The 24,103-nt window shown below is 71.4% G+C and carries 19 protein-coding genes; 15 read left to right on the top strand and 4 right to left on the bottom strand.

Annotated elements, in window-relative coordinates; all coding sequences use genetic code 11:
- The first annotated feature begins 184 nt into the window (after positions 1-184).
- Positions 185-3,547 (top strand): BTAD domain-containing putative transcriptional regulator, encoded by a 3,363-nt coding sequence (locus BLU81_RS02585; protein ID WP_092541256.1) that lies wholly within the window; start codon positions 185-187, stop codon positions 3,545-3,547.
- A gap of 193 nt (positions 3,548-3,740) precedes the next feature.
- Here BLU81_RS02585 and BLU81_RS02580 read toward each other — a convergent pair whose 3' ends face one another.
- From BLU81_RS02580 to BLU81_RS02565, 4 genes are all read right to left on the bottom strand, one after another.
- The gene (locus BLU81_RS02580; RefSeq protein WP_092541255.1) at positions 3,741-4,883 is read right to left on the bottom strand and encodes an ATP-binding protein; all 1,143 of its coding nucleotides are present in this window, start codon (positions 4,881-4,883) and stop codon (positions 3,741-3,743) included.
- A gap of 129 nt (positions 4,884-5,012) precedes the next feature.
- Entirely contained in the window at positions 5,013-5,753 is a 741-nt protein-coding gene (locus BLU81_RS02575) for a 3-oxoacyl-ACP reductase family protein (protein ID WP_092541254.1), read from the bottom strand.
- A complete protein-coding gene (locus BLU81_RS02570; protein ID WP_092541253.1) occupies positions 5,750-6,736 on the bottom strand; it encodes a 3-oxoacyl-ACP synthase III family protein in 987 nt (328 codons plus the stop codon). Before BLU81_RS02570 ends, BLU81_RS02575 begins: the two co-directional genes overlap by 4 nt.
- Before the next feature lie 2 nt (positions 6,737-6,738).
- Positions 6,739-6,993 carry a hypothetical protein gene (locus tag BLU81_RS02565; RefSeq protein WP_092541252.1) on the bottom strand — a complete coding sequence of 85 codons (255 nt, stop codon included), beginning with the start codon at positions 6,991-6,993 and terminating at the stop codon, positions 6,739-6,741.
- A gap of 161 nt (positions 6,994-7,154) precedes the next feature.
- Here BLU81_RS02565 and BLU81_RS02560 point away from each other — a divergent pair, with 161 nt between their 5' ends.
- The 14 genes from BLU81_RS02560 to BLU81_RS02495 all read left to right on the top strand — a co-directional run bounded on the left by BLU81_RS02560 (position 7,155) and on the right by BLU81_RS02495 (position 23,980).
- Positions 7,155-8,039 (top strand): class I SAM-dependent methyltransferase, encoded by an 885-nt coding sequence (locus BLU81_RS02560; protein WP_092541251.1) that lies wholly within the window; start codon positions 7,155-7,157, stop codon positions 8,037-8,039.
- 10 nt (positions 8,040-8,049) lie between these two features.
- Entirely contained in the window at positions 8,050-9,561 is a 1,512-nt protein-coding gene (locus BLU81_RS02555; RefSeq protein ID WP_092541250.1) for a flavin-containing monooxygenase, read from the top strand.
- Between the two features lies 1 nt (position 9,562).
- The gene (locus tag BLU81_RS02550) at positions 9,563-10,054 is read left to right on the top strand and encodes an SRPBCC family protein (RefSeq protein ID WP_197686102.1); all 492 of its coding nucleotides are present in this window, start codon (positions 9,563-9,565) and stop codon (positions 10,052-10,054) included.
- Positions 10,051-10,866: an alpha/beta fold hydrolase gene (locus BLU81_RS02545; RefSeq protein ID WP_197686101.1), complete on the top strand. Its 816-nt coding sequence runs from the start codon at positions 10,051-10,053 to the stop codon at positions 10,864-10,866. The genes BLU81_RS02550 and BLU81_RS02545 overlap by 4 nt, the downstream gene beginning before the upstream one ends.
- An 11-nt stretch (positions 10,867-10,877) precedes the next feature.
- Positions 10,878-11,636: a thioesterase II family protein gene (locus tag BLU81_RS02540; protein WP_092541248.1), complete on the top strand. Its 759-nt coding sequence runs from the start codon at positions 10,878-10,880 to the stop codon at positions 11,634-11,636.
- On the top strand, positions 11,633-13,120 hold the full coding sequence (locus BLU81_RS02535) for a multicopper oxidase family protein (RefSeq protein ID WP_092541246.1): 1,488 nt from the start codon (positions 11,633-11,635) through the stop codon (positions 13,118-13,120). The genes BLU81_RS02540 and BLU81_RS02535 overlap by 4 nt, the downstream gene beginning before the upstream one ends.
- Positions 13,120-14,250, top strand: coding sequence for a methionine adenosyltransferase (gene metK / locus BLU81_RS02530; RefSeq protein WP_092541244.1), 1,131 nt, complete (start codon positions 13,120-13,122; stop codon positions 14,248-14,250). The genes BLU81_RS02535 and metK overlap by 1 nt, the downstream gene beginning before the upstream one ends.
- A gap of 95 nt (positions 14,251-14,345) precedes the next feature.
- Positions 14,346-14,816, top strand: coding sequence for an anthrone oxygenase family protein (locus BLU81_RS02525; RefSeq protein WP_092541242.1), 471 nt, complete (start codon positions 14,346-14,348; stop codon positions 14,814-14,816).
- 21 nt (positions 14,817-14,837) lie between these two features.
- Entirely contained in the window at positions 14,838-15,746 is a 909-nt protein-coding gene (locus tag BLU81_RS02520) for a 5'-3' exonuclease (protein ID WP_092541240.1), read from the top strand.
- Positions 15,747-15,827: 81 nt separating this feature from the next.
- The gene (locus BLU81_RS02515; protein ID WP_092541238.1) at positions 15,828-18,908 is read left to right on the top strand and encodes a putative bifunctional diguanylate cyclase/phosphodiesterase; all 3,081 of its coding nucleotides are present in this window, start codon (positions 15,828-15,830) and stop codon (positions 18,906-18,908) included.
- Positions 18,909-18,989: 81 nt separating this feature from the next.
- Positions 18,990-19,646, top strand: coding sequence for a GNAT family N-acetyltransferase (locus BLU81_RS02510; RefSeq protein ID WP_092541236.1), 657 nt, complete (start codon positions 18,990-18,992; stop codon positions 19,644-19,646).
- Positions 19,647-19,875: 229 nt separating this feature from the next.
- On the top strand, positions 19,876-20,559 hold the full coding sequence (locus tag BLU81_RS02505) for a response regulator (RefSeq protein ID WP_092541234.1): 684 nt from the start codon (positions 19,876-19,878) through the stop codon (positions 20,557-20,559).
- On the top strand, positions 20,552-21,700 hold the full coding sequence (locus BLU81_RS02500; RefSeq protein WP_092541232.1) for a sensor histidine kinase: 1,149 nt from the start codon (positions 20,552-20,554) through the stop codon (positions 21,698-21,700). The genes BLU81_RS02505 and BLU81_RS02500 overlap by 8 nt, the downstream gene beginning before the upstream one ends.
- A gap of 120 nt (positions 21,701-21,820) precedes the next feature.
- Complete coding sequence (locus BLU81_RS02495; protein ID WP_092541230.1) at positions 21,821-23,980, top strand: MMPL family transporter; 2,160 nt, start codon at positions 21,821-21,823, stop codon at positions 23,978-23,980.
- The last annotated feature ends 123 nt before the right edge of the window (positions 23,981-24,103 follow it).

Genomic DNA, 24,103 nt, shown 5'->3' with positions numbered 1-24,103 from the left:
CGGTACCGGTTCCGGTTCGACCTTGACCGCCGTCTATGGACAGTCGCTATTCTCCGATCGGAGCGCGATCATGCCCCACTCCTGAGCGCATCGCCGCGCTCATTTCCCGGTTCCCCGAAAAACATCGATGCGTGCTGCTCGGGTCCGGATGGCTATCTCTGATCATGTCGAACGGGGACTTCTGATGATGATCAAGCTGGTCGGAACCGTGATGATTGAGAGCCTCGGGGCGGCGCCCCGGCAACTGGCCAGTGCCCAGGCGCAGGTCGCGTTCGCCCGGCTCATCATCGAGCGGGCCAGCGGCACCGGCCGGGACCAGCTCGCCGACACGGTCTGGCCGGACGGCCTGCCGGACACCTGGGCCTCCGCGCTGCGCAGCGTGGTCAGCCGGGTCCGGGCCTTCGTGAGCGGCGGCGACTGCGACGAGACGCCTCCGGTCGTGGCCCAGGGTGGGCGCTATCTGCTGCGCCTGCCGGTGGAGGCCACCGTGGACCTGGAACGGGCCGAGGAGGCGATCCGGGAGGCGGACCGGGCGTTCTCCGCCGGGGCCTATCCGGAGGCCCGGCATGCCGCCGGGCTCGCGATCAGCTGGCTGAGCAGTCCGTTCCTTCCCGGCCACGAGGGCGAATGGGTCGTCTCGATCCGGGAGCGGCTGCACGGTTTCCTGGTCTCCGGGCTGGAGACGGCAAGTCTCGCCGCGGCCGCGCTCGGCGACTACCGCGAGGCGCTGCGGTTCGCGGACGAGGCGGTGCGGGAGGCGCCGCTGCGCGAGAGCGCTCACCGGTGCCGGATGACCGCGCACGCCGCCGCCGGCAACCGGGCCGAAGCCCTGGGCGCCTACCACCGGCTCCGGCGGATGCTCGCCGACGAACTCGGGGTCGATCCGGCGCCGGAGACCCAGGTCGCCTACGTCGAACTGCTGGGCACCGGCGGCACCGTCCAGCGCCCGGAGACCTCCGGGCGGATCGGTGACACCATCCCGTTCGTCGGCCGGGCCGCCGAGTTGGACACCGTCGCCGAGTCCTGGGCCGCTGCGGTCCAGGGCCAGGCCCGGGTCATCCTGGTGGAGGGCCCGGCAGGTATCGGGAAGAGCCGGTTCCTCGGCAAGGCGGCGAAGACCGTGGCGCGCGCCGGCGGGATGGTCATTTTCGGACGGTGCAACCCCAACAGCAACATTCCCTACCAGCCGTACGTGGATGCTCTGAGCGCCCTGGTGTCGGCCTCCGGGGACGACGGCTCCCCCGGCCTGAACGTGGCGGCCCGCGCGGCGCTGAACACGGTGGCGGACGCGACCCGGCCCGGCCCCGTCCACCGGGCCACCCTGGCCGCGGCGATCGTCGACGGGTTCAGTGCGATCAGCCGGGACCAGCCGGTGCTGCTCCTGCTGGAGAACCTGGAGGCGATCGACCACGACTCGATGACCCTGTTCAGCCGGCTGCTGTGCGAGGACCGCGCGCTGCCGCTGCTGGTGCTCGGCACCGCGTGCACACCCTCGCCGGTCACCGCCCGGGTCGTCCAAGCGCTCAGCGACGCCGACGTCAACTGCGTGATGCGCCGGGTGATGCTGGGCGGGCTGGACGACTCCGAGGTGCTGCGGCTGATGCGCACCGCGGTGCCGGACGCCACCGGCCTGCCCACCCCGAAGCAGCTCATCGCGGACACCGCGGGCAACCCGTACCTGCTGCTGGAACTGTTGCGCCGGCCGCGCGGCGGGCACGCCGACGACCTGCCGCCGACCGTGCTGGAGTTCACCGCCGCCCGGCTCGAACAACTCGGCGACGCGGCCCGCGTCCTGCTCCGCCCGGCCGCCACGGCCGGGCCGGTCTTCGAACTCGACCTGGTCGCCGAGGCCGCCGGGCTCGGCCCGGCACAGGCGTTCGACGCGCTGACCGAGGCCGTCGCGCACGGCTGGATCGCCGAGGCGCCGGACGCCCGGCCCGGTTACCGGGGGCGGCTGTACCGGTTCGTCCAGGACGTGCTGCGGCGTGCCGTCTACCTGTCGTCCGCGCCGGCGCGCCGCAACGAACTGCACACCCGGCTGGCGGACGCCATCGAGAGCCGCCGGGCCGGCACACTGGCCGGGTACAGCATGCAACTGGCCCACCACCGGGCACACGGCGCGGCGCCGGCCGGGGACGCCCGGGCGGTCCGGTGGGGCTGGCGGGCCGCCGCCGCGGTCGCCGACCAGGGCTCCGCCGAGGAGGCCGTCCGCCTGCACCGGCAGGCCCTCGGGCACGTGCCGGCCGGCGAACCCGACCTGTTCGCCGAAGCACTGATCAATCTCGGTCTCGCGCAACTCACCGCCGGGGACACCGCGGGCGAACAGAACCTGCTCGACGGCGCCATCCGGTCCCTGCACCGGGGGAACGCCGCGATGGCTGCCCGCGCGGTGCTCGGCCTGTCCGAGGCCGTCATGGCCCGTCCCCGGCTGCGGAGCGAGGTGATCGCGCTGCTCGACTCGCTGGTCCGCGACCGGGCCGGCGACCTCGAACCGGTGCTGTACGGCCGGCTGCTCTGCCGGCGGGCCCGGCTCGGCGCGCCCGTGCACGGCCGGCCCTCGGCAACCCGGGCCGCGCTGGACGCGATGGGGCGACGGCTGGGCGAACTGACCGGGCCGGACCATCTGGCCGGGCGGCACGAACTCGCGCTGGAGATGCTGGACCTGGCGGTCGCCGCCGGGGACCCGTCCGCACAGCTGCTGGCCGCCCACCATGCGGCCATGGCGGCCGACCTGGCCGGCACGGAACCGGCCCGGCTGGCGGCCCTGGCGGCCCTGGGCGCGGCGACCCGGCTCGGCGCCGACGCGGCGGCCGGTTCAGCGGTCGGCTCGGCGCTTTTCGGCGAGCATCTGGTGGCTGAGGCGGTGAGTCAGGGACGGTTCGTCGACGCCTTGGCCGCGGCACGGATGGTACGTCCGGTGCGGGAACCGTTTCCCGGAGTGGACCCGGCGCCGGGCACGGTGGCCGCCCGGCAACTGCTGATCGCCCGCTGGCTGCGCGCCGGCTGCTGGCCGACCTGGGACGAGAGCTTCGCCCGGGGCCTGGCCGCCGTGGAGCACTCCCTGACCACGATCGTCGGGGGCGAGCGGGGCATGCCGCATCTGACCATCCGGGCGCTGGCCACCGGAGCGCTGCCGCTGCCGGAGGGCGACGATCTGCCGCACGTGCTGGGGATCCTGGCGATGGGCGCCGTCGAACTCGGGGACCCGTACACGGCCGAGGCGATGCGGGCGTTGCTAACGCCGTACACCAGTTATAAATGCGGTGTCGGCTACCGCAGCTTCGCCGGCCCGGTCTCGCTGCATCTGGGCCGCCTGGCGGTGCTGACCGGTGACTGGCCGGCCGCCGAGCGGCACCTCACGGTCGCGCTGGTCCAGCTCACCGAGCGGGGCGCCAAACCGTGGATCGCCCTCGCGCAGCAGTCGATGGCGCGGGCGCTGGAGGGCCGGGGCCGGCCGGCGGACCGGCGGCATGCCGAGGCGTTCCGCCGCGAGGCGGCACAGACCCTGGCAACGGTGAGCCTCCGCCGCCCGGCCCTCGCCGTCTAGACCCGAGTGCCGTTCCTGTGTGGCAACTTAGGGTTCGATTCGAACCCTAAGTAACCACGAAGATCCGGGGCCACAGACGCGTGGAGAGTTGGGGTGCGAATCGAACCTCAAGTAACCACGCAGATCCGGGGCTACGGGCGCGTGGTGAGTTGGGGTGCGAATCGAACCCCAACTCACCACGCAGAACCTGGGGTCAGAGGCGGATGTGGCTGAAGGCCTTCGGTTCGGTGGCTACGGCGAGGCCGATGACCCGGTCGACGACTGAACCGCGGTCGCGGCCCTCGTCCATCGCGGACACCAGCACCATCAGCGGGCTGCGGCGGCAGGCGTACCAGACGTCGCACAGCTGCTGCAGGCCCGCGGTGCCGGCCAGGTGGGCGTCGTCGAGCACCAGCAGGGTGGGCCGCCGGCAGGAGATCGCCCGGATCCAGTGTTCGACCACGTCCCCAGCCTGCACGACGGGCGACATCTCCGAGTGGTCCCGGCGGCGGCCCAGCCGGGCGGCCACATCGGGCAGCAGGCCGCTCACCGCACCGGCGCAGCCCTGCAGTTCGGCGCGCAGCCGCTCGGTGTCACAGCCGTCGGCGTAGACGCCGAGTGCTTCCAGGAACGCCCCGCCGAGGGCGTGCGCCTCCGGATGCCAGCTGCCGTAGAGCACCTGCGCACCGGCGCTGTGCAGCCGTAACGCCAGCTCGGCGGCGACCGCGTCGCGGTGCGACTCGCGCGGGCCGGACAGCAGGATCAGCCGGGCATCACCGGCAGCGGCCTGTCGCCAGGTGGCGGTGAGCCCGGACAGGTCCAGCGCGATGCTGGTCCCGTCGACGGCCCGGCGCGCCCAGTCCAGGTTGGCCTGCCGGTCGTCGGCGGCGAGCCGGAGTTCGTAGAGCCGCTGGGTGCCGCGGCCGTCGCCGGCCGGCAGGTGCCCGCGGTGCACCAGGACGGTCGAGCCGGGCAGGCCGGGGCCGACCACGACCGCGGTCGGCGCGGTGACGATGATCTGGCCGGGGTCGGCGATCTCCAGCACCCGGGCGGGCAGCCAGCGGTCGGCCGGCACTCGGCGGCCGGGCTCGGGACCGGAGAGCACGATCCGGGGCGCTTCCCGGCTGTGCCGGCCGGCCGCCGCGGTGACGACGGCGACGGCCGCGCGGGCCGCGTCGTACGCGCTGGCGAAGTCGGCCTCGATCCGGGGTCCGCGCCGGCCGGGGACCGGGCCGTCACCGATGCCCGCCCCGCCGTGCCCGAAGACGATCTCCTGAACCCGCTCGCACTCGATGGTGTCGCCGGACGGGCCGAGCTCGGACAGGAAGGTGGTCGAGGTAACGCCGACGCCGGTCAATCGAGCCTCCGAGAATGCCGCACTGCCACGTCCAGGGAAATTAGCATCCATCTATCGAATGCGGGGTTCGCACGATCAGCCGAGAACGCCGCGGCCCTCCCACGGGGGTCAGAAGGCCGCGGCGGGTCCTCAGGTGGTGGAGATGCCACCGTCGATGCTGATCACCTGGCCGGTGAGGTAGTCGCTGCCCAGGATGAACCCGAGGCTCCGGGCCACCTCCTCGGGAGAGACGAACCCGGGCACCGGCGACTTGGTCCGCATGCCGTCCACGACCTGTTCGGACAGGTTGCTGGTCATGTTCGTCAGCATGAAACCGGGCGACAGCGCGTTCACCGTGACCCCGCGGCGGCCACATTCGGCGGCCAGGGTCCGGGTGAAGCCGATGACACCGGCCTTCGACGCCGAGTACGCGGTCTGGCCGGGCGACGCGATCAGTCCCGACGGGGACACGATGTTGACGATCCGTCCCCAGCGGCGGCGCAGCATGCCGGGCACGCTCACCCGGCTGGTGTGGAACGTACCGATCAGGTTGGTCTGGATGACGCTGGTCCAGTCCGGCACCGCCTGCATCGCCATCAGCTGGTCGAGCCGGATCGCCGCGTTGTTGACCAGCACGTCGACCGGGCCGAGCCGTTCGCTGATCTCCTGATGCATGGCCTGCACCGCGTCCCAGGAGCCGACGTCGCCGGTGACCACGACGGCGTCGTTGTGCAGTTTGTCGCGCAGCGCCAGGGCATCCTGCGCCGACCTGTTGTAGTGGATCGCGACCCGGCAGCCGAGCGCGTCCAGTTCCAGGGCCAGTGCCTGGCCCAGGCCACCGGACGCGCCGGTCACCAGGGCGACCGGGGATTCCGGCCGGTTGCCGCTCATCTCGTGACCCCACCCCAGTCGAGGAGCATGGAACCCCACGTCATCCCGGCGCCGAACCCGGCCAGCAGGACCCGGTCGCCGTCGTTGATCCGGCCGGCGTCCAGGGCCTCGGTGAGGGCGATCGGCACCGAGCCCGACGCGGTGTTGCCGTACCGCTCCAGGTTGGTGACCAGGCGTTCGGGTTTCAGCCCGGTGTGCGCCATGATCGAGTTGATGATCCGGATGTTCGCCTGGTGCGGCACGAAGTGGTCGACGTCATCGGCCTCGCGTTTCGCGGAGGCGAGGGTCGCCCGGACCGAGCGCACCGAGAACCGGACCGCGTTCAGGTAGATCTCGTTGCCCTTGATCCGGGCGAAGTGCAGGCCGTCGCGGACCGTCTGCTTGGTCGTCGGCATCCGGCTCCCGCCGGCCGGCACCTTGAGGCTGCCGGTGCACGAACCGTCGGCGCCCAGGTTCCAGGCCTGCAGCCAGGTCGTCGGGCTGGGTGTCAGGACCACGGCACCGGCGCCGTCGCCGACCAGGATGCTGAGGTCCCGGTCGTCGGGGTCGACGGTGAGTGAGTGGGTGTCCGAGCCGATCACCAGGATCGGCCGCGGGTCGAGGGCCATCCACGCGGCCGCGGTCATCAGCCCGTAGACGAAACCGGAGCATTCCGCGTTCACGTCGTGGGCGCTGCCCTCGATGCCCAGCTCGTGGTGGACGAACGCCGAGGTGGCCGGGGACGGCTGCTCGGGGGTCGCGGTCGCCACGATCAGGTGGGCGATGTCCGCCCCGGTCAGGCCGGCCTTGGCCAGTGCGCGCCGGCCGGCCAGCACCGCGAGACTCGCGGTGGTCTCACCGGGACCGACGATCCGCCGCTCCCGGATGCCGCAGCGGCTGACGATCCAGTCCTCGTCGACACCGAAGTGTTCGGCCAGTTCCACGCTGGAGCGGACCTGATCGGGTACCGCCATCCCCCAGCCGGTGATTGCGAAGCCGCTCACGCCTACACCTGCTGCGGGACGAGCGCCAGGATCCGGCCGTGCACGGTACGCAGGGTGGTGGTCTCGTCCATGTCCTTGAACAGGGACTCGTCCGCCGGGATGTGCGGGTACTGCTCCTGGAACCCGTACAGCCACTCCATCAGGTCCAGCGAATCGACGTCGGCGATCCGCTGCAGTGCCGCGTCCGCGTCGACGACCTTGGCGCCGGAGACGGCCTGGAGCTGGGTGGCCAGGTCCTCAACGGTGGGGATCTCCATCGGAATCGTTCCTCCTCGTTCGGCGGACAACGCGGTGTGCTTGCCCGGTCAGCAGCTAACGGGCCGGGCGCAACAGATGCGCAAGAACACCGTGTTGCGCCGGGCTTGCGCCGGGCGGTTTACCTCAGACGGCCCGCACCCGTGACGGAAGAGGATCGGCCATGACGGCAGTCGACACCCCAGCCCTGAATCCCGAGGTGGACGCGATCCGCCACCACTACGAGGTCAGCAACGAGCTGTACCGGATCATCCTGGGCCCGGAGATGATGTACTCCGGCGGTTACTGGAACGACGGTGAGGACCAGCGGGCCGTCCACGACGAGGCGCAGCGGCGCAAGCTGGACGCGTTCGTCGAGCTGGCCGGCGCCGCCGGGACGGCGAGTGTGCTGGACATCGGCTCCGGCTGGGGCACCATGCTGGACCGGGCGACCACGGTGCACGGGGTCGGGCGCGGCGTCGGCGTGACGTTGAGCCGGACCCAGCAGGAGTACGTGCGGGCGCTCGGCAACCCCAAGATCGACATCAAGGTGGAGAGCTGGGAGGACCACGAGACCGAGACGCCGTACGACGCCGCCTTCTGCATCAACGCGATCGAGCACTTCGTCCACTCCAGCCTGTCGCCCCGTGATCGGACCCGGCGCTACCAGGACTTCTTCACCAAGGTGCACTCGCTGCTGCGGCCGGGTGCGGGATTCGTCCTGCACGCGATGACCGCCGAGGCGTTGCCGCTGAACCGGGCGCTGCTCGCCGACCTGAAGTTCCTGCAGCGTGAGGAGTTCGCCGGCTGCCACATCCCGCACCTGAGCGAGCTGACCTCCGCGATGGAGGGCCTGTTCGACGTGGTCGAGATCCGCAACGAGCGCGCGTCGTTCAGCATCGCCTGCCGGGTGTGGCTGGAGCAGCTGGCGGAGCGGCGCGACGAGGCGGTCGCTCTGGACGGCGAGGACGTGGTCCGCCGCTTCGAGCGTTACCTGGACATCTTCGCCTACACGCTCGAGGACGAGTACTTCAACAACTTCCGCATCGTCCTGACGCGGCGTGGCTGAGGGGGCCGGCATGGGACAGACGATCAGGCACCTGCGCGTCGCGGTCATCGGCACCGGCTTCTCCGGTCTCGGCATGGCGATCCGGCTCAAGCAGGAGGGCGAGGACGACTTCCTGGTCTTCGAGCGGGCCGCCGCGATCGGCGGGACGTGGCGGGACAACACGTACCCGGGCTGCGCCTGTGACGTGATGGCGCTGCTCTACTCGTATTCGTTCGCCCCGAGCGCCGAGTGGAGGACCACCTTCGCCACCCAGACGGAGGTCCTGGACTACCTGCGGAACTGCGTCGAGAAGTTCGAACTGACCCCGCACCTGCGGTTCGAGCACGAGCTGATCGACGCCCGCTGGGACCGGCTCACCCGGCGCTGGCACATCGAGACCAGCCAGGGCGAGTACACCGCGCAGGTGCTGGTCGCCGGCAGCGGTTACCTCAGTGACCCAGCCATCCCGGACGTGCCCGGCCTGGACTCGTTCACCGGTGAGGTCTTCCACTCGTCGAACTGGAACCACGACTATCCGCTGGCCGGCAAGCGGGTCGCGGTGATCGGCACCGGCGCCTCGGCGATCCAGTTCGTGCCGGAGATCCAGAAGGTGGCCGGCCGGCTCGACCTCTACCAGCGGACCGCACCGTGGGTGGGCCCGAAACCGAACCTGGAGATCAGCCCGGCCGAACTGCGCCGCCGGCGTGGTGTGCCCGGCTACCAGAAGTTCCGGCGCGGCTTCAACATGTGGGGCCGCGAGATCGTGGCCTTCCTGATGTCGGCTCCGGCGCGCGCCGACAAGACGATCCGGGGGATGGCCGAGAAGAACCTGGCCAAGCAGGTCACCGATCCGGCGCTGCGGGCCCGGCTGACTCCGGACTACTCGGTCGGCTGCAAGCGGCTGCTGTTCTCCGACACCTGGTACCCGGCCATCCAGCAGCCCAACGTCGACATCGTCACCGACGGCATCGCCAAGGTGGCCGGCGGCGCGATCGTCGGGTCCGACGGCACCGAGCGGGAGGTGGACGCGATCATCCTGGGCACCGGGTTCCGGGCCACCGACCGGCCGATCGCCCGCCGGATCCGCGGCGCCGACGGGGTCAAGCTCAGCGAGGCGTGGAGCGACGGGATGGCCGGGTACCGCGGCACCACCGTCACCGGGTTCCCGAACCTGTTCCTGATGCTCGGCCCGAACACCACCCTCGGCCACTCGTCGCAGACCGTGATGATCGAGGCGCAGCTGGCGTACGTCATCGACGCCCTGGCCCAGATGAAGGACCGCGGGCTGGCCAGTGTCGAGGTCCGCCCCGAGGCGCAGCGGGAGTACAACACCTGGCTGGACGGTGTCATGGACGGCACGGTGTGGAGCCCGGCCGGTGGCTGCACCAACTGGTACACCGACGCCAGCGGCCGCAACTCGTCGATCTTCCCCACCTACACCTGGCGGTTCCGGCGCAACACCCGCCGGTTCGACCTGGCCTCCTACCAGATCGCCGCGTCCACGGGCACCGAGCGGCTCCTCGAGAACGCGGGAGGACACTGACGTGCCGGGCTACGACATCATCAACGAAGCGGTGATCGACGCCGCCCCGGAGCAGGTCTGGGCGGCGCTGATCGCGGAGTTGCACGGCGCCCGCGCCTTCTGGGTACCGGCGAACACGTTCCAGGCCGGGGCCGTCCCGCCGGAGCGTGCCGGTGGCGAGACCCACGTGACCGTGCACCCCAAGGGTGTCGACAAGGGCGGGCCGAAGCTGCGGTTCACCTCGCGGACCGTCGCGGTCGAGCCGGGCCGGCGGCTGGCCGGTGAGTACGTCGACGGGGCGTTCCGCGGCACCAGCGAGTTCCTGCTGGAGCAGTTGCCGGACGGCGGCACCCTGATCACGATGCGGTTCGCCGCCCGCCCGGCCGGCTGGGTCCGGCATCTCGCCAAGCTGGCCGACATCGGCGCCGAGCACACCAAAGCCACCGCGGCCGCGTTCGCCGCGCTGGGCACCCTGGTCGGCAGCACGCCGAGCGTGGTCCGGAGCGGTCGGTGACCGGCCGGACCGGCACCGCCGAGCGGATGCGGACCGACGACGGCGCCCATCTGGCCACGTCCGTGACCGAGGGCGCGGGCCGCACGGTGGTCCTGGTGCACGGCTGGGGCGGGGCCCGTTCGGTCTGGGACCGGGTGGCCTCCCGGCTGACCGGGCTCGGGTACCGGGTGGTCAGTTACGACCAGCGGGGGCACGGCGGTTCCACGACCGGCCGGGACGGCATCGGGATCGACCGGCTGCGTGCCGACCTGGCCCAGGTGCTGGACCGTTTCGACGCGGACGGGGCGATCCTGGCCGGGCACTCCGGGGGCGGGTACACGGCGCTGGCGTACGCGGGCGCCGATCCGGTGGTGGCCGGGCAGCGGCTGCGCGGGCTGGTACTGGCCGGGACCGCCGCGTACGGCCAGGACACCCCGGCCGGTGAGCTGCGGATGATGGGTAATCCGGTGTTCTCCTGGGCGCTGCGCCGTCCGGGGCTGGGCCGCCGGATGCTCGGCGGGATGCTCGCCCCCGGCAGTGACCGGGCGCTCGCCGAGCAGAACCGGGAACTGTTCGCGGCCGTGCAACCGGCGGTGCGCCGCGACTTCTTCCGGGTGTCCTGCGGGATGGACCTGCGGGCCGGGCTGGAGTCGGTCACCGTGCCGGCGGTGGTGCTGGCCGGAGAACACGACAAGATCGTGGCCCCGGCGTACGGCGAACAACTGTCCCGGACCCTGCCGACCGCCCGTTTCGAGCAGATCCCCGGGGCCGGGCACATGCTGCCGCTGGAACGCCCCGAGCACATCGTGCGCGCCGTCACCGGACTGGGCTGAGGGGGACGGCGGTGTCGAGTCGCTGGATCTCCGGGTTGCTGCCCGGCGATGGCGCCACCCGGCTGTTCTGTTTCGCACATGCCGGTGGCGGGTCCCGGTTCTTCCTCCCGTGGCGCGAGGCGCTCGCCCCGCACGTGCAGGTCTGTTCGATCGTGCTGCCGGGCCGGGAGTCGCGGCTGCGGGAGGAGCCGCGGACCAGTCTCGGCCCGCTGGTACGGGAGCTGACCGCGGCTCTCGGGCCGTACCTGGACCGGCCGTTCGCGTTCTTCGGGCACAGCCTGGGCGCACTGCTGGCCTACGAGACGGCCCGGCAGTTGATCGCCGAGGGCCGTCCGGAACCGTCGGTGCTGCTGGCCTCCGGACGGCAGGCCCCGCGGCACCCCCGGCAGTCGTCGCTGCATCTGCTGCCGACCGGGCAGTTCATCGATCATCTGATCGCGCTGGGCGGCACCGCTGCCGCCACCGGGTTGCGGCGCCGGCTGCTGGAGTCGTTCGTCCCGATGTTGCGCGCCGACTACGCACTGACCGAGACGTACCGGGCCGGGCCGGGGCCGGAACTGTCCGGCCCGGTGGTCGCCTACCACGGCCGGCAGGATCCGGTCGCCACCGAGGAGCAGGTGGACCGGTGGCGGGAGGCGACCACCGGTGAGTTCCGGCTGCGGATGTTCGACGGCGGCCACTTCTATCACCAGGGTGCCCCGGCCGTAGTGATGGACGCGGTCCGGTCCGACCTGGCGGCGGCCGGGCTGCTCCGGGCCGGGGTCCGGTGAGACGCGGACTGCTGACGGGCTGGCTGGTGCTGGCCCTGATCGCCGGCGGATGCGTCTGGTACCTGGACCGGCCGCCACTGTCGACGGTCGGGGCGGTCGCCTTCGACCGGGAGCTGGCGATCCCGCCGCTCGCACCGTCGCGGGTGGAGAACGGGTTCCGGGTCTTCGACCTGCGAGCCGACAGCGGGGTGACCGATTTCGGTCACGGCGAGACCCGGACCGCCGGTTACAACGGCAGCTATCTGGGCCCGACCCTGCGGGTGCGCAGCGGCGAGAAGATCCGGGTCCGGGTCCGCAACGACCTGGACCAGGACAGCACCGTGCACTGGCACGGCGCGATCCTGCCGGCTGCGGTGGACGGCGGCCCGCACCGGCCGATCCGGCCCGGCCGCACGGCGGACATGCGGTGGACGGTCGACCAGCCGGCCGCGACCCTCTGGTACCACCCGCACCCGGACGGCCACACCGAGGAGCAGGTCCTGCGGGGACTCGCCGGAATGTTCCTGATCGACGACGACGATCCGCGGACCGCGGCACTGCCCCACGAGTACGGGGTCGACGACCTCCCGGTGATCGTCCAGGATCGGCGGTTCGGGTGGGACGGCCAGTTCGGCACCCGGCCCGACTTCAGCAGCGACGTCGGCGTGCTCGGCGACACTCTGCTGGTCAACGGCACGATCGGCCCGTACCGGGAGGTCCGCACCAGTCTGGTCCGGTTGCGCCTGCTGAACGGATCGAACGGCCGGCAGTACGACTTCGGTTTCGCCGGCGACCGCGGGTTCCACGTGATCAGCACCGACGGCGGGATGCTCGCCGCGCCGGTGCCGCGCACCGGCATCCGGCTGGCGCCCGGCGAACGTGCCGACATCGTGGTGCCGATGCGCCCCGGTGAGCGCCTCGTACTGCGCAGCCGCTCACCGGCGCCGGACGAGAACATCCTGGTGCGGCGGTTCGAGGGCGGCATGGACTCGTTCGACGTCCTGGAACTGCGGGCGGCGGCCACGCTGACACCGAGCACCCCGTTGCCGGCGGTTCTGTCGGATCTGCCGCCACCGGATACGAGCAAGGTCGCCCATGAGCGGTCGTTCGAGTTCTACCAGCGGACCATCAACGACAAGAACATGGACATGCACCGGGTAGACCTGATCGCCACCGCCGGCACCCGGGAGATCTGGACCGTCCACAGCACCCACCTCATGCCGCACGTCTTCCACCTGCACGGCCAGCGTTTCCGGGTGCTCGACGTCGACGGCGAGCCACCACCACCGGAACTGTCCGGCTGGAAGGACACCCTCAACCTGCCGATGGACGTCCGTTTCCGGCTGCTCGTCACGTTCGCCGGCAACGCCGACGAGAACACCCCGTACATGTACCACTGTCATGTCCTGCGGCACGAGGACGAGGGAATGATGGGCCAGTTCCTGGTCGTCGGCCCCGGCCGGGAGAAGTTCGCCGCCACCCGTCACCACCCTGGAGGGCCCTGATGGCACGTCGCCTGTTCACATCCGAGTCGGTCACCGAAGGCCACCCGGACAAGATCGCCGATCAGATCAGCGACGGGATCCTGGACGCGCTGCTGGCCGAGGACCCGCGCAGCCGGGTCGCGGTGGAGACCCTGATCACCACCGGTCAGGTGCACGTGGCGGGCGAGGTCACCACCCGCGCCTACGCGGACATTCCGAAGATCGTGCGGGACACCGTCCTGGGCATCGGCTACGACTCGTCGCAGAAGGGTTTCGACGGCGCGTCCTGCGGGGTGAACGTCTCGATCGGCGGCCAGTCGCCGGACATCGCCCTGGGTGTGGACGCCGAGGGGGCCGGCGACCAGGGGATGATGTTCGGCTTCGCCTGCTCGGAGACACCTGAGTTGATGCCGCTGCCGATCGCCCTCGCGCACCGCCTCGCCCGCCGGCTGGCGGCGGTCCGCAAGGACGGCACGGTCCCCTACCTGCGGCCGGACGGCAAGACCCAGGTCACCATCGAGTACGACGGGACGCGCCCCGTTCGCCTCGACACGGTGGTGATCTCCTCCCAGCACGCCGCCGGGATCTCCCTCGACGGGCTGCTCACGCCGGACATCCGGGAGCACGTGATCACCCCGGAACTGGCCGGTCTGGACACCGAGGGTTACCGGCTGCTGGTCAACCCGACCGGCCGGTTCGAGATCGGCGGGCCGATGGGTGACGCCGGGCTGACCGGCCGCAAGATCATCATCGACACCTACGGTGGTTACGCCCGGCACGGTGGTGGCGCGTTCTCCGGCAAGGACCCGTCGAAGGTCGACCGTTCGGCGGCGTACGCCATGCGCTGGGTCGCCAAGAACGTGGTCGCGGCCGGTCTCGCTGAACGCTGTGAGGTGCAGGTCGCCTATGCGATCGGCAAGGCGCACCCGGTGTCGCTGTTCGTGGAGACCTTCGGCACCGAGACGGTTCCGGCCGAACGGATCGAGAAGGCCGTCCAGGAGGTGTTCGACCTGCGCCCGGCCGCGATCATCCGGGACCTGGACCTGCTGCGCCCGATCTATCAGCGGACCGCCGCCTACGGGCACTTCGGCCGGGATTTCACGTGGGAGAACACCGACCGGGCCGAGGAGCTGCGGCGTCTGGCCGGATGAGACTCCCGCACATCAGGGTGAGCCTTTCAGATATGGATCACCCGATTACATACGTGTTTGACTCTTCCTCACCACCACCTGCCGAGAGGGTCACCATGTCCGAAGTCAGGGACCGCCGGGCCGACGCCGCCCTCAGTGCCGCCACCGTGTCGACCGGGCTGATGGCCGGGTTGTTCTACGCCTTCGACGTCGCGGTGATGCCGGGGCTGGCGCAGGCCGACGACGACACGTTCGTGTCGTCGATGCGTCACATCAACCGGGCGATCGAGAACCCGGTCTTCGCCGCCACCTACTTCGGCTCGCTGGCGCTCCCGGCCACCGCGGCCGTGCTGCACTGGCGGGCCGGCAACCGCAAGGCCGCCGGCTGGGCCCTGGCCGGGACGATCGGGTACGGCGCGGTGCTGGCCGTGACCGCGCGACACCACGTGCCGCTGAACCGGCGGCTCGACGCGGGCGGTTCACGGGCCGCCTTCGAGAAGCGCTGGGCCGGCGGCAACATCGGGCGCACCGCCCTCACCACCGTCGCGCTGGCCTGCCTGACCCGCGCCCTGCACCGCACCACCTGACCGGCCGTCTAGGGTGGGGCGGTGAGCCGACCACTGCTGGCAGTTGACGCCCCGAGCCTGTACTTCCGCGCCTTCCACGGGATTCCGGAGAAGGCCGCGCAGACCGAGGCCGGGGAGCCGGTCAACGCGATCCGCGGCTTCCTCGACATGCTGGCCCAGTTGATCCGCACCCGGCGCCCGGACCGGCTGGTCTGTGCGCTGGACGCGGACTGGCGACCGGCGTGGCGGGTGAAGCTGGTGCCATCGTACAAGCAGCACCGGGTCGCGCACGGTGACGTCGAGGAGGTGCCGGCGTCGCTGGAGAAGCAGGTTCCGGTGCTGCTCGACGTGCTGGCCGCGATCGGCATCCCGGCGTTCGGGGTGCCCGGTTACGAGGCCGACGACGTGCTGGGCACCCTCGCCGTGGGGCAGCCGGCGCCGGTCGAGGTGGTCTCCGGCGACCGTGACCTGTTCCAGCTGGTCGACGACGCCCGCCGGACGCGGCTGCTCTACTGCGGGCGCGGGGTGGCGAAACTGGAGGACGCCGACGAGGCCCTGGTGACGGCGAAGTACGGGGTGCCGGCCCGCTGGTACGCGGACTTCGCGGCGATGCGCGGCGACCCGAGCGACGGCCTGCCGGGCGTCGCCGGGGTGGGCGAGAAGACCGCGGCCCGGCTGATCGAGCGGTACGGCGGGGTCGAGGAGATCCTGGCCGCGCTCGACGATCCGGACGCCGGGTTCGCGCCGGGGGTCCGTACGAAACTGGACGTCTCGCGGGACTACCTGGCCCGGGCGCTGCCGGTGTGCAAGGTCGCCGTCGACGTCCCGCTGCCGGAGTTCGACCCGGTGCTGCCGGGCGCTCCCCGGGACCCGGACGCGCTGCTGGCCCTGGCCGAGCGGTGGAATCTGGCCGGTTCCGCCCGTCGTCTGGTGGACGCGCTGGCGATGTAGCCGGTCACTTCTCCTCAGGTCGCCGGTGGCGGCTCCGATACAGCCGGTCGGAATCAGTCCACCCGGTGAACGGAGTACGCATTGTCGACGCGAGTGGTTCGCGCGTGCTTCGGCGTCTGGACGCTGATCATCACCGGCGTCTACTACGCCCTCCCGGACGCGCACCTGTACAGCTGGGCGGCGCTGGGTTACTCCTGCGCCCTCGCGGTGCTGGCCGGCGTGTGGATCAACAAGCCGGCCCGGAAGCTGCCGTGGTTGTTGATCAGCCTCGCCATCGCGTGTTTCACCACCGGTGACAGCTGGTACAACCTGGTCCTGGCCCGTGGCGAACAGCCCGGTTTCCCGGGTCTGGCGGACTTCTTCTACCTGGTCTTCTACCCGCTGCTGACGGCCGGCCTGCTGATGCTGGTCCGGGCCCGTAACGGCGGCGGCACGAACCGGGCGGCCCTGCTGGACGCGCTGGTCCCGACGGTCGGCCTGGGCCTGCTGGCCTGGGTGTACTGGATCGCCCCGTTCACCCGGGCCGAGCACCTGTCGACGCTGGAGAAGCTGGTCTCGATCGGCTATCCGCTCGGTGACGTGCTGGTGCTGGCCGTGATCCTGCGGATGTTCACCGGCTCGGGCAAGCAGATCGGTTCGGTCGGCCCGCTCGGGGTGGCCATGGTCGGCCTGCTGGTCTCCGACGTCTTCTACGGACAGTCGCAGCTCAACCAGGCGTGGAACCTGGGCGGCCCGGTCGACCTGGGCTGGATCGTCTTCTACTCGGCGATGGGTTACGCCGCGCTGCGCCCGGCGATGCGGGAGCTGTCCGAACCCGTCCAGAGCACCGACACGAGCATGGACAGCCACCGGCTGTTCTGGCTCAGCTCGGCCGCCCTGATCGCGCCGGCCGTCCTGGCTCTGGAGTACGCCCAGGGCCGGGAGGTGGAGATCGCCCGCGGCGGGGTGGTCGACGCCCCGGTGATCGCCGGTTCCGCGGCGCTGATGTTCCTGATGGTCCTGGCCCGGGTCGCCGACCTGGCGCGGTCGCAGCGGCAGGCCAGCAGCCTGGAACGGGCGCTGCGGGAGGCGAGCGCGCTGCTGTTCGCGACGACGAACGAGCGCGAGGTGTTCAAGGCGGTCAGCGACGGCATCGCCCGGCTGATGCCGCCCGGCCAGCAGTTCCACCTGCACCTGCCGGAACCGGCGGACGCCGGTGGGACGGCCCGGTCGTCGATCCGGCTGATCCCCACCGCCGAACTGCCCGACGGCCTGCGGTCCGGTGGCTACCTCAACGTCCTCTACGCCACCCACCCGCTCACCGGGGACCGGGTCGCCCGCCTGGCGATCGGCGCCCCGGACCGGGTGCTGCGCCTGCTGCTGCCCGCGTTCCAGACCCTCGGCACGCAGATCGCCGTGGTGCTGGAGCGGATCGCGCTGACCGCCGAGGTGAGCCGCGCCGAGGGTGAGGCCTGGTTCCGGACGCTGATCCAGAGTGCCGCCGACGTGATCCTGATCGTCGGCGCCGACGGGGTGATCCGCTACGCCACCCCGTCGGCGGAGTCGCTGTTCGGGACCGACCCGACCGGCTCGGAGATGTCGGCGCTGATCGCCGGCAGTTCGCAGGAGGCGCTGCGCGAGGTGCTGTTCCGGGTCCAGGCCGGGGCCGGCGACATGGACGACATCGAGCTGACCGCGATCCGGGCCGGTGGCCGCACCGTCGAGATCGAATGCGACCTGCGGGACCTGCGCGACGACCCGACGGTGGCCGGACTGGTCGTGACGCTACGGGACGTGACCGAACGGCGCGGGCTGGAGAAGGACCTCACCCACCAGGCGTTCCACGACGCGCTGACCGGGCTGGCCAACCGGGTGCTGTTCCGGGACCGGCTGGAACAGGCGTTCTGCGTGGCCGAACGGGACGGCGCCACCTTGGGAGTGCTCTTCGTCGACCTGGACGACTTCAAGGAGGTGAACGACACCCTCGGCCACATGGTCGGCGACCAGCTGCTGCTGCACGTGGCCGAACGGATCACCGAGATCATCGGCGCCGGCAGCACCGCGGCCCGGATGGGTGGCGACGAGTTCGCCGTCCTGGTCGAGCAGAGCAACTCGGTGGACGCCGCCGAACGGGTGGCCGCCGCACTGGTGGAGGCCCTCGCCGAGCCGGTCGAGGTGTCCGACGGTGCCGGGGGCACGCACGTGATCAGTGCCCGGTCCAGCGTCGGCATCGCCACCAACCGCGACGCCGACAACGCCACCGAGCTGCTGCGGCACGCCGATCTGGCGCTCTACCTGGCCAAGGGCAACGGCAAGGGCGGCTGGCAGCGCTACCAGAGCGACCTGCACACCGCGATGATGCAGCGCCTGGAGATGCGCACGGCCCTGTACGAGGCGATCGAGCAGGAGCAGTTCGTGCTCCAGTTCCAGCCGATCGTGGAACTCATCGACCAGAAGATCACCGGAGTGGAGGCGCTGGTCCGCTGGCAGCACCCGTCGCGGGGGCTGCTCGGGCCGTACCACTTCGTGGAGGCCGCCGAGGAGAGCGGTGCGATCGTCGGCATCGGCGACTGGGTGCTGCGGGAGGCGCTGCGGCAGTTCACGCAGTGGAAGACCGAAAACCCGGACACCACGCTGCGGTACGTCAGTGTCAACGTGTCGGTGCGCCAGTTCCGCAGTGCCGACTTCGGCGACCAGGTCCGTTCGGCGCTGGCCGCCAGTGGGGCCCGGCCGGAGTGGCTGCTGCTGGAGATCACCGAGAGTCTGGTGCTCAAGGACGCCGACAAGGTGCTCGCCGACCTGAAGGCGCTGCGGGCGATGGGTGTGCGGATCGCGATCGACGACTTCGGCACCGGTTACTCGTCGCTGAGTTACCTGCGGCAGATGCCGGTGGACGTGCTGAAGCTGGACAAGTCGTTCATCGACGACATCCTGCACAGCCGTCAGCAGCACGCGCTCGTCGACGCGATCGTCACCCTGTCGCACAACCTCGACCTGGCCGTGGTGGCCGAGGGTATCGAGGAGGCCGGCCAGCGGGCCGCGCTGGACGCGATGGGCTGCCGCTACGGCCAGGGTTACCACTTCGCCAAGCCGCTGTGGCCCGGTGACGTGCCGGCCATGACCGAGCAGTACGAGCCGTACCCCGCCGAGCAGCAGGAACAGCCGCAGCGCCAGGTGGTGTGACGATATCCGACAGCGCGGTGAGCGGGTGGTTCGACGGTTATCCACTGGCGCGGGCGGCCGGGAGAGGGCAGTCTCCAAGGGGTGCTGAACAACCCCGTGTGGGCCGCCCTCACCGGGCCGCAGGCGTGTTTCGCCGAGGCCGCGGGCAACGCCGCCCGATACCTGCCCGAGATCGCCCCGTTCGCCGCGCTGAGCGACCCGGCCGACCCGTCCGCCTGGCGTGACCTGGCCACGCTCACCGACTTCGCCGTGCTCACCGGCCCGTCGATCACCCCTCTCGCCGGCTGGCGGGCCGAGACGGTGACGCACGGCGTGCAGATGATCGGCCAGAGCATGTCCGGTGTCCAGGACCCCGAGGCCGTCCCGCTCACCGAGAAGGACGTGCCCGAGATGCTGGAGCTGGTCGCGCGCGCCCAGCCCGGCCCGTTCCTGAAACGCACCGTCGACCTGGGCCGTTACCTCGGCATCCGGGACCCGGACGGCCGGCTGGTCGCGATGGCCGGCGAACGGTTCCGGATGCCCGGCTGGACCGAGGTGAGCGCGGTCTGCACCGACCCGGCGTGGCGCGGCAAGGGCCTCGCCGCCCGGCTCACCCTCGCGGTGGCGGCCGGCATCCTGGCCCGCGGTGAACTGCCGTTCCTGCACGCGGTGCACGACAACGACAACGCCATCCGGTTGTACGGGCGGCTCGGTTTCACCCACAACGCCGACGTGACGTTCGCGTCGTACCGGATCTGACCCGCACCACCGCATTCGGCCCGGCAGTCGCGCCGTAGGCCCGGTCCCGTGACCACCTCGCGCGGTGGGCACGGGACCGTTCTGCTGTCCGTACCGAAGAATGGTTGAAAGATACCGCGGGTGCGGTACGGCGATCACCGCGCTGAGCTGACGACCGGAGGCCCGTCGAGCTGCCACGATGGCCTCGCATGATGCTTACCCGCGCGCGGCCGAACCGGAGACTGACCCTGTGACGATCCGCATCCTCCTCGCCGACGACCAGGCGCTGCTGCGTGCCACGTTCCGGCTGCTGCTGGACGCCGAGCCGGACATCGAGGTGGTCGGTGAGGCGGCCAACGGTGCCGAGGCGGTCGATCTGGCCCGGCGGACCAGGGCCGATCTGGTGCTGATGGACATCCGGATGCCGGAGATGGACGGCATCGAGGCGACCCGGCGCATCACCGGCGACGACGATCTGGCCGGGGTGCGGGTGCTGATCCTGACCACGTTCGAGACCGACGAGTTCGTGGTCTCCGCGTTGCACGCCGGGGCCAGCGGTTTCCTGGGCAAGGGCGTCAACCCGGAGGATCTGCTGCAGGCGGTACGGACGGTCGCCGCCGGTGAGTCGCTGCTCTCCCCCAGCGCCACCACCGCGCTGATCGAGCGGTTCCTGGCCCAGTCACCGGCGCCGGGCCCGCAGGCGCAGGCGGCGTCCTCGCATCGGCCGGAGGCGCTGGCCGATCTGACACCCCGGGAGCGGGAGATCACCGTGCTCGTCGCGGCCGGACTGTCCAACGACGAGATCGGGGTGCGGCTGTTCATCAGCAGTTCGACCGCGAAGACCCATGTCAACCGGGCGATGATGAAGACCGGTTCACGGGATCGGGCCCAGCTCGTGGTGTTCGCGTACGAGAACGGCCTGGCCGGTGGGTGACACCTCGCCAGGGCGGGGTGCCTGGCGGATCTGGGTTCCGCCGCTGTTCACCACGCTGGTGATGATGGCGCAGATCTCGCATCAGGACGGGACGCTGGTCGCGCCGACCACGTGGCAGCTGATCATCGCGTTGCACGGGACGATGTCGTTGTTCTTCCGGCTGCGGTACCCCCTGGCGGTGACCGTGGTGACGATCCTCGCCGGGAGTCTGCTGCCGCTGACCGCCGGGCACGTGGTGGTCGCCGACGCGGCCGGCATCGTCGCCCTCTACACCCTGGCGACGTTGCGGCCGCGCCGGATCGTGGTGGCCGCGGCGCTCGGTGCGGCGGCGGCGATGACCGCGTCCGCGGTGCCCTGGCAGCCCGGCAGTGTGTGGGCCCTGGAGAACCTGCTGCCGCTCAACTACGCCGTGATCGCCGCCGCCGTCGGGGACGCGAGCCGCAACCGGCGGGAGTTGCTGGCCGAGGTCCGGCAGCGGGCGGTCCAGGCCGAACTCACCCGTGAGCAGGAAGCTCGGCGGCAGGTCCGGGAGGAGCGGGTCCGGATCGCCCGGGACCTGCACGATGTGGTCGCCCACCACATCACTCTGGTCAACGCCCAGGCCGGGGTCGCCCATCATCTGATGCGGTCACATCCGGACCGGGCCCAACTGGCGCTGGCCGGGATCCGCGAGACCAGCCGGGTCGCCCTGGACGAGTTGCGCTGCACGGTCGGGTTGCTGCGTTCCGACGACGAGACACCGCAGAGCCGGCAGCCGACACCGACTCTGACCGATCTCGACGGGCTGGTCGGTTCGTTCCGCGCGTCCGGTTTCGACGTGACCGTGCACCGGGACGGGACGCCCCGGCCGCTGACCGGGTCGGCGGACGTCTCCGCGTACCGGATCGTGCAGGAGGCCCTGACCAACGCCGGGAAACACGGCACCGTGCGGCACGCCGAGGTGTATCTCGCCTACGACGACACCCGGCTGCGGATCGCCGTGGTCAACCCGGCCCGGCCCGGTCACCGGGGCGCCGGCACCGGGCACGGCCTGATCGGCATGCGGGAACGCGCCGGCGCGGTGGGCGGAACCCTGACCGCGCGGATGGACGGCGACGGCCGGTTCGTCGTCGAGGCCGATCTTCCGCTGGAGCGCTCCTGAGCGGGTACCGCAGCGGCGGTACATCGGATGCGGTAACCGACCACCGCGCTGGGTGGACGACCTGGAGCAGCGGAAACGCGACTCTTTACGGGTCAGCCACTCGTGGAAAGAGGTAGTCCCTTGTCCGCTCTCGCACACTGGTGCACCAGCCGGCGCAAAGCCGTCCTGTGGATCTGGATCGTCGGTCTGCTCGCCCTGGCCGGTCTCGCCGGAGTCAAGGGAACGGCCTTCTCCGACGCTGTGGAACTGCCCGACAGCGAGTCGTCCACCGCCTACGCGATTCTCGGTGAAGGCGGCGACGGCGAGTCCGCGACCTCCGGAACGATCGTCTGGAAGACCACCGGCACGGCTGTCGACGCCGCTTCGGTGCGGACCACGGTCACCGCGATGCTCGCCGAGATCAAGGCCATGCCCGGCGTTCAGGCGGTGAGCGAGGGCCAGACGAACAAGGCCGCGAACACCGCGTACGCCCGGGTCGTGCTCACCGCGGACGCCGACGCCACCGCGGTCGCCGACGCCGCCCGCGGCTACGACAAGGACGGCCTGGACGTGGAGGGCGGCGGCACCGCGTTCAGCGAACAGCCCGAGCCGTCCCACGGGACCGAGGCCATCGGTGTGCTCGCCGCGCTGATCATCCTGTTGTTGATGTTCCGGTCGATGTGGGCGGCGGTGCTGCCGATCCTGACCGGCCTGGTCGGCGTCGGTGCCTCCCTGCTGGTGGTCGTGCTCGGCGCGCACGTCGTCGACCTGTCCGCCACCAGCCTCACCATGGGCGCCCTGATCGGCCTGGGTGTCGGCATCGACTACGCGCTGTTCATCGTCAACCGGTACCGCAAGGCCCTGCTGGCCGGCGCCACCGTCCGGGAGAGTGTCGCCACCGCTGTCAACACCTCCGGCCGGGCGGTCGTCTTCGCCGGGATCACGGTCATCGTCGCGCTGCTCGGCATGTTCGTGGTCGACCTCAGCATCCTCACCGGCATGGCTCAGGCCGCCGCGGTGTCCGTGCTGTTCACCGTCCTGACCGCGCTCACCCTGCTCCCGGCCCTGCTGGCGATGCTCGGCACCAGGGTCCTGTCCCGCAGGCAGCGCGCCGCCATCGCCGAGGGCCACCTGCCGGCCACCCACCGCCCTCGGCTCGCGGGCCGCTGGGCCGCCCTGATCGACCGGTCCCCGGTACTGGCCGCCGCGGGCGCGCTGCTGGTGATCGGCACCCTGGCCGCGCCGGTGTTGTCGCTGCGTGTCGGTGACTCGGACGCCAGTTCGGATCCGGCGGGCACCGCCACCCGCGCCTACTACGACATGATGACTCCGGCCTTCGGCGCCGGCTACGACGCCACGCTGCTGCTCGTCGCCCGGACGCCGGACGCCGCCTCCGCAACCGCGTTCCAGCGGCTGGTCAAGGACCTGCCCGCGGTGGCGAACGTGGCCGCGGTCAGCGCAGCGCCCGCCGAGACCGGCGCCACCGTCATGCTCGCCACGGTCGTGCCCGGCACCAGCGCCCAGACCGAACAGACCGCCGACCTGGTCCAGCAGTTGCGCGACGACGTCATCCCCGGTGCGGAGACCGGCAGCAACCTTCAGGTGTACGTCGGCGGCACCACCGCCACCAGTATCGACCTGTCCGACGCCCTGCTCGGCAAACTGCCGCTCTACCTCGGACTGGTCGCTCTGCTCGGCTTCCTGCTGCTGGCGATCGCCTTCCGCAGCATCGTGGTCCCGCTGATGGGCGCCCTCACCAACCTGGCCACCCTGCTCGTCGGTCTCGGCGCGATCACCGCGATCTTCCAGTTCGGCTGGGGCACCGAGTTGCTGGGTGTCGGCGGCGCCGCTCCGATCATGTACTTCGTCCCGGTCATCATCGTCGGCGTCATGTTCGGCCTGTCGATGGACTACCAGGTGTTCCTGGTCAGCCGGATGCACGAGGAGCACGCCCACACCCACGACAACCGGCACTCGATCCGCACCGGCCTCGCCGAGACCGCGCAGGTCATCGGCGCCGCCGCCGGCATCATGCTCTTCGTCTTCGCATCCTTCGGCTTCACCCCGCAGCGCATCGTCTCCGCGATCGGCATCGGCCTGGGCATCGCGGTCCTGATCGACGCCTTCGTGGTCCGCCTGACCCTGATCCCGGCCCTGATGCGCCTGGTCGGCGACCGCAACTGGTGGTACCCCCGCTGGGCCGACAAGCTCACCCCGAACCTGTCGGTCGAAGGCCCCGCCCAGCCGGTGGCCGCCGAACCCGTCCCGGCGGCCCCCGAACCGGTCGGCACCCGGTTCTGACCTTCTCCCCCGGGTGGACGCGGTTCGCGTCCACCCGGGCCATCGCATTCGGCCCGGCGGTCGCGCCGTCGGGCCGGGCCCGGGACCTCCTTGCGCGGAGGTCACGGGACCGTTTTGTCGGGC

Origin of the sequence: Actinoplanes derwentensis (assembly GCF_900104725.1) — a bacterium.
Classification (GTDB): Bacteria; Actinomycetota; Actinomycetes; order Mycobacteriales; family Micromonosporaceae; genus Actinoplanes; species Actinoplanes derwentensis.
This window is presented reverse-complemented; position numbering and strand designations above follow the sequence as displayed.

Bases quoted from the DNA above. Each gene is read 5' to 3' on its own strand.
- BLU81_RS02555 (WP_092541250.1), top strand. From the start codon at position 8,050: ATGGGACAGACGATCAGGCACCTGCGCGTCGCGGTCATCGGCACCGGC.
- BLU81_RS02565 (WP_092541252.1), bottom strand. From the start codon at position 6,993: ATGGAGATCCCCACCGTTGAGGACCTGGCCACCCAGCTCCAGGCCGTC.
- BLU81_RS02525 (WP_092541242.1), top strand. From the start codon at position 14,346: ATGTCCGAAGTCAGGGACCGCCGGGCCGACGCCGCCCTCAGTGCCGCC.
- BLU81_RS02585 (WP_092541256.1), top strand. From the start codon at position 185: ATGATGATCAAGCTGGTCGGAACCGTGATGATTGAGAGCCTCGGGGCG.
- BLU81_RS02560 (WP_092541251.1), top strand. From the start codon at position 7,155: ATGACGGCAGTCGACACCCCAGCCCTGAATCCCGAGGTGGACGCGATC.
- BLU81_RS02575 (WP_092541254.1), bottom strand. From the start codon at position 5,753: ATGAGCGGCAACCGGCCGGAATCCCCGGTCGCCCTGGTGACCGGCGCG.
- metK (WP_092541244.1), top strand. From the start codon at position 13,120: ATGGCACGTCGCCTGTTCACATCCGAGTCGGTCACCGAAGGCCACCCG.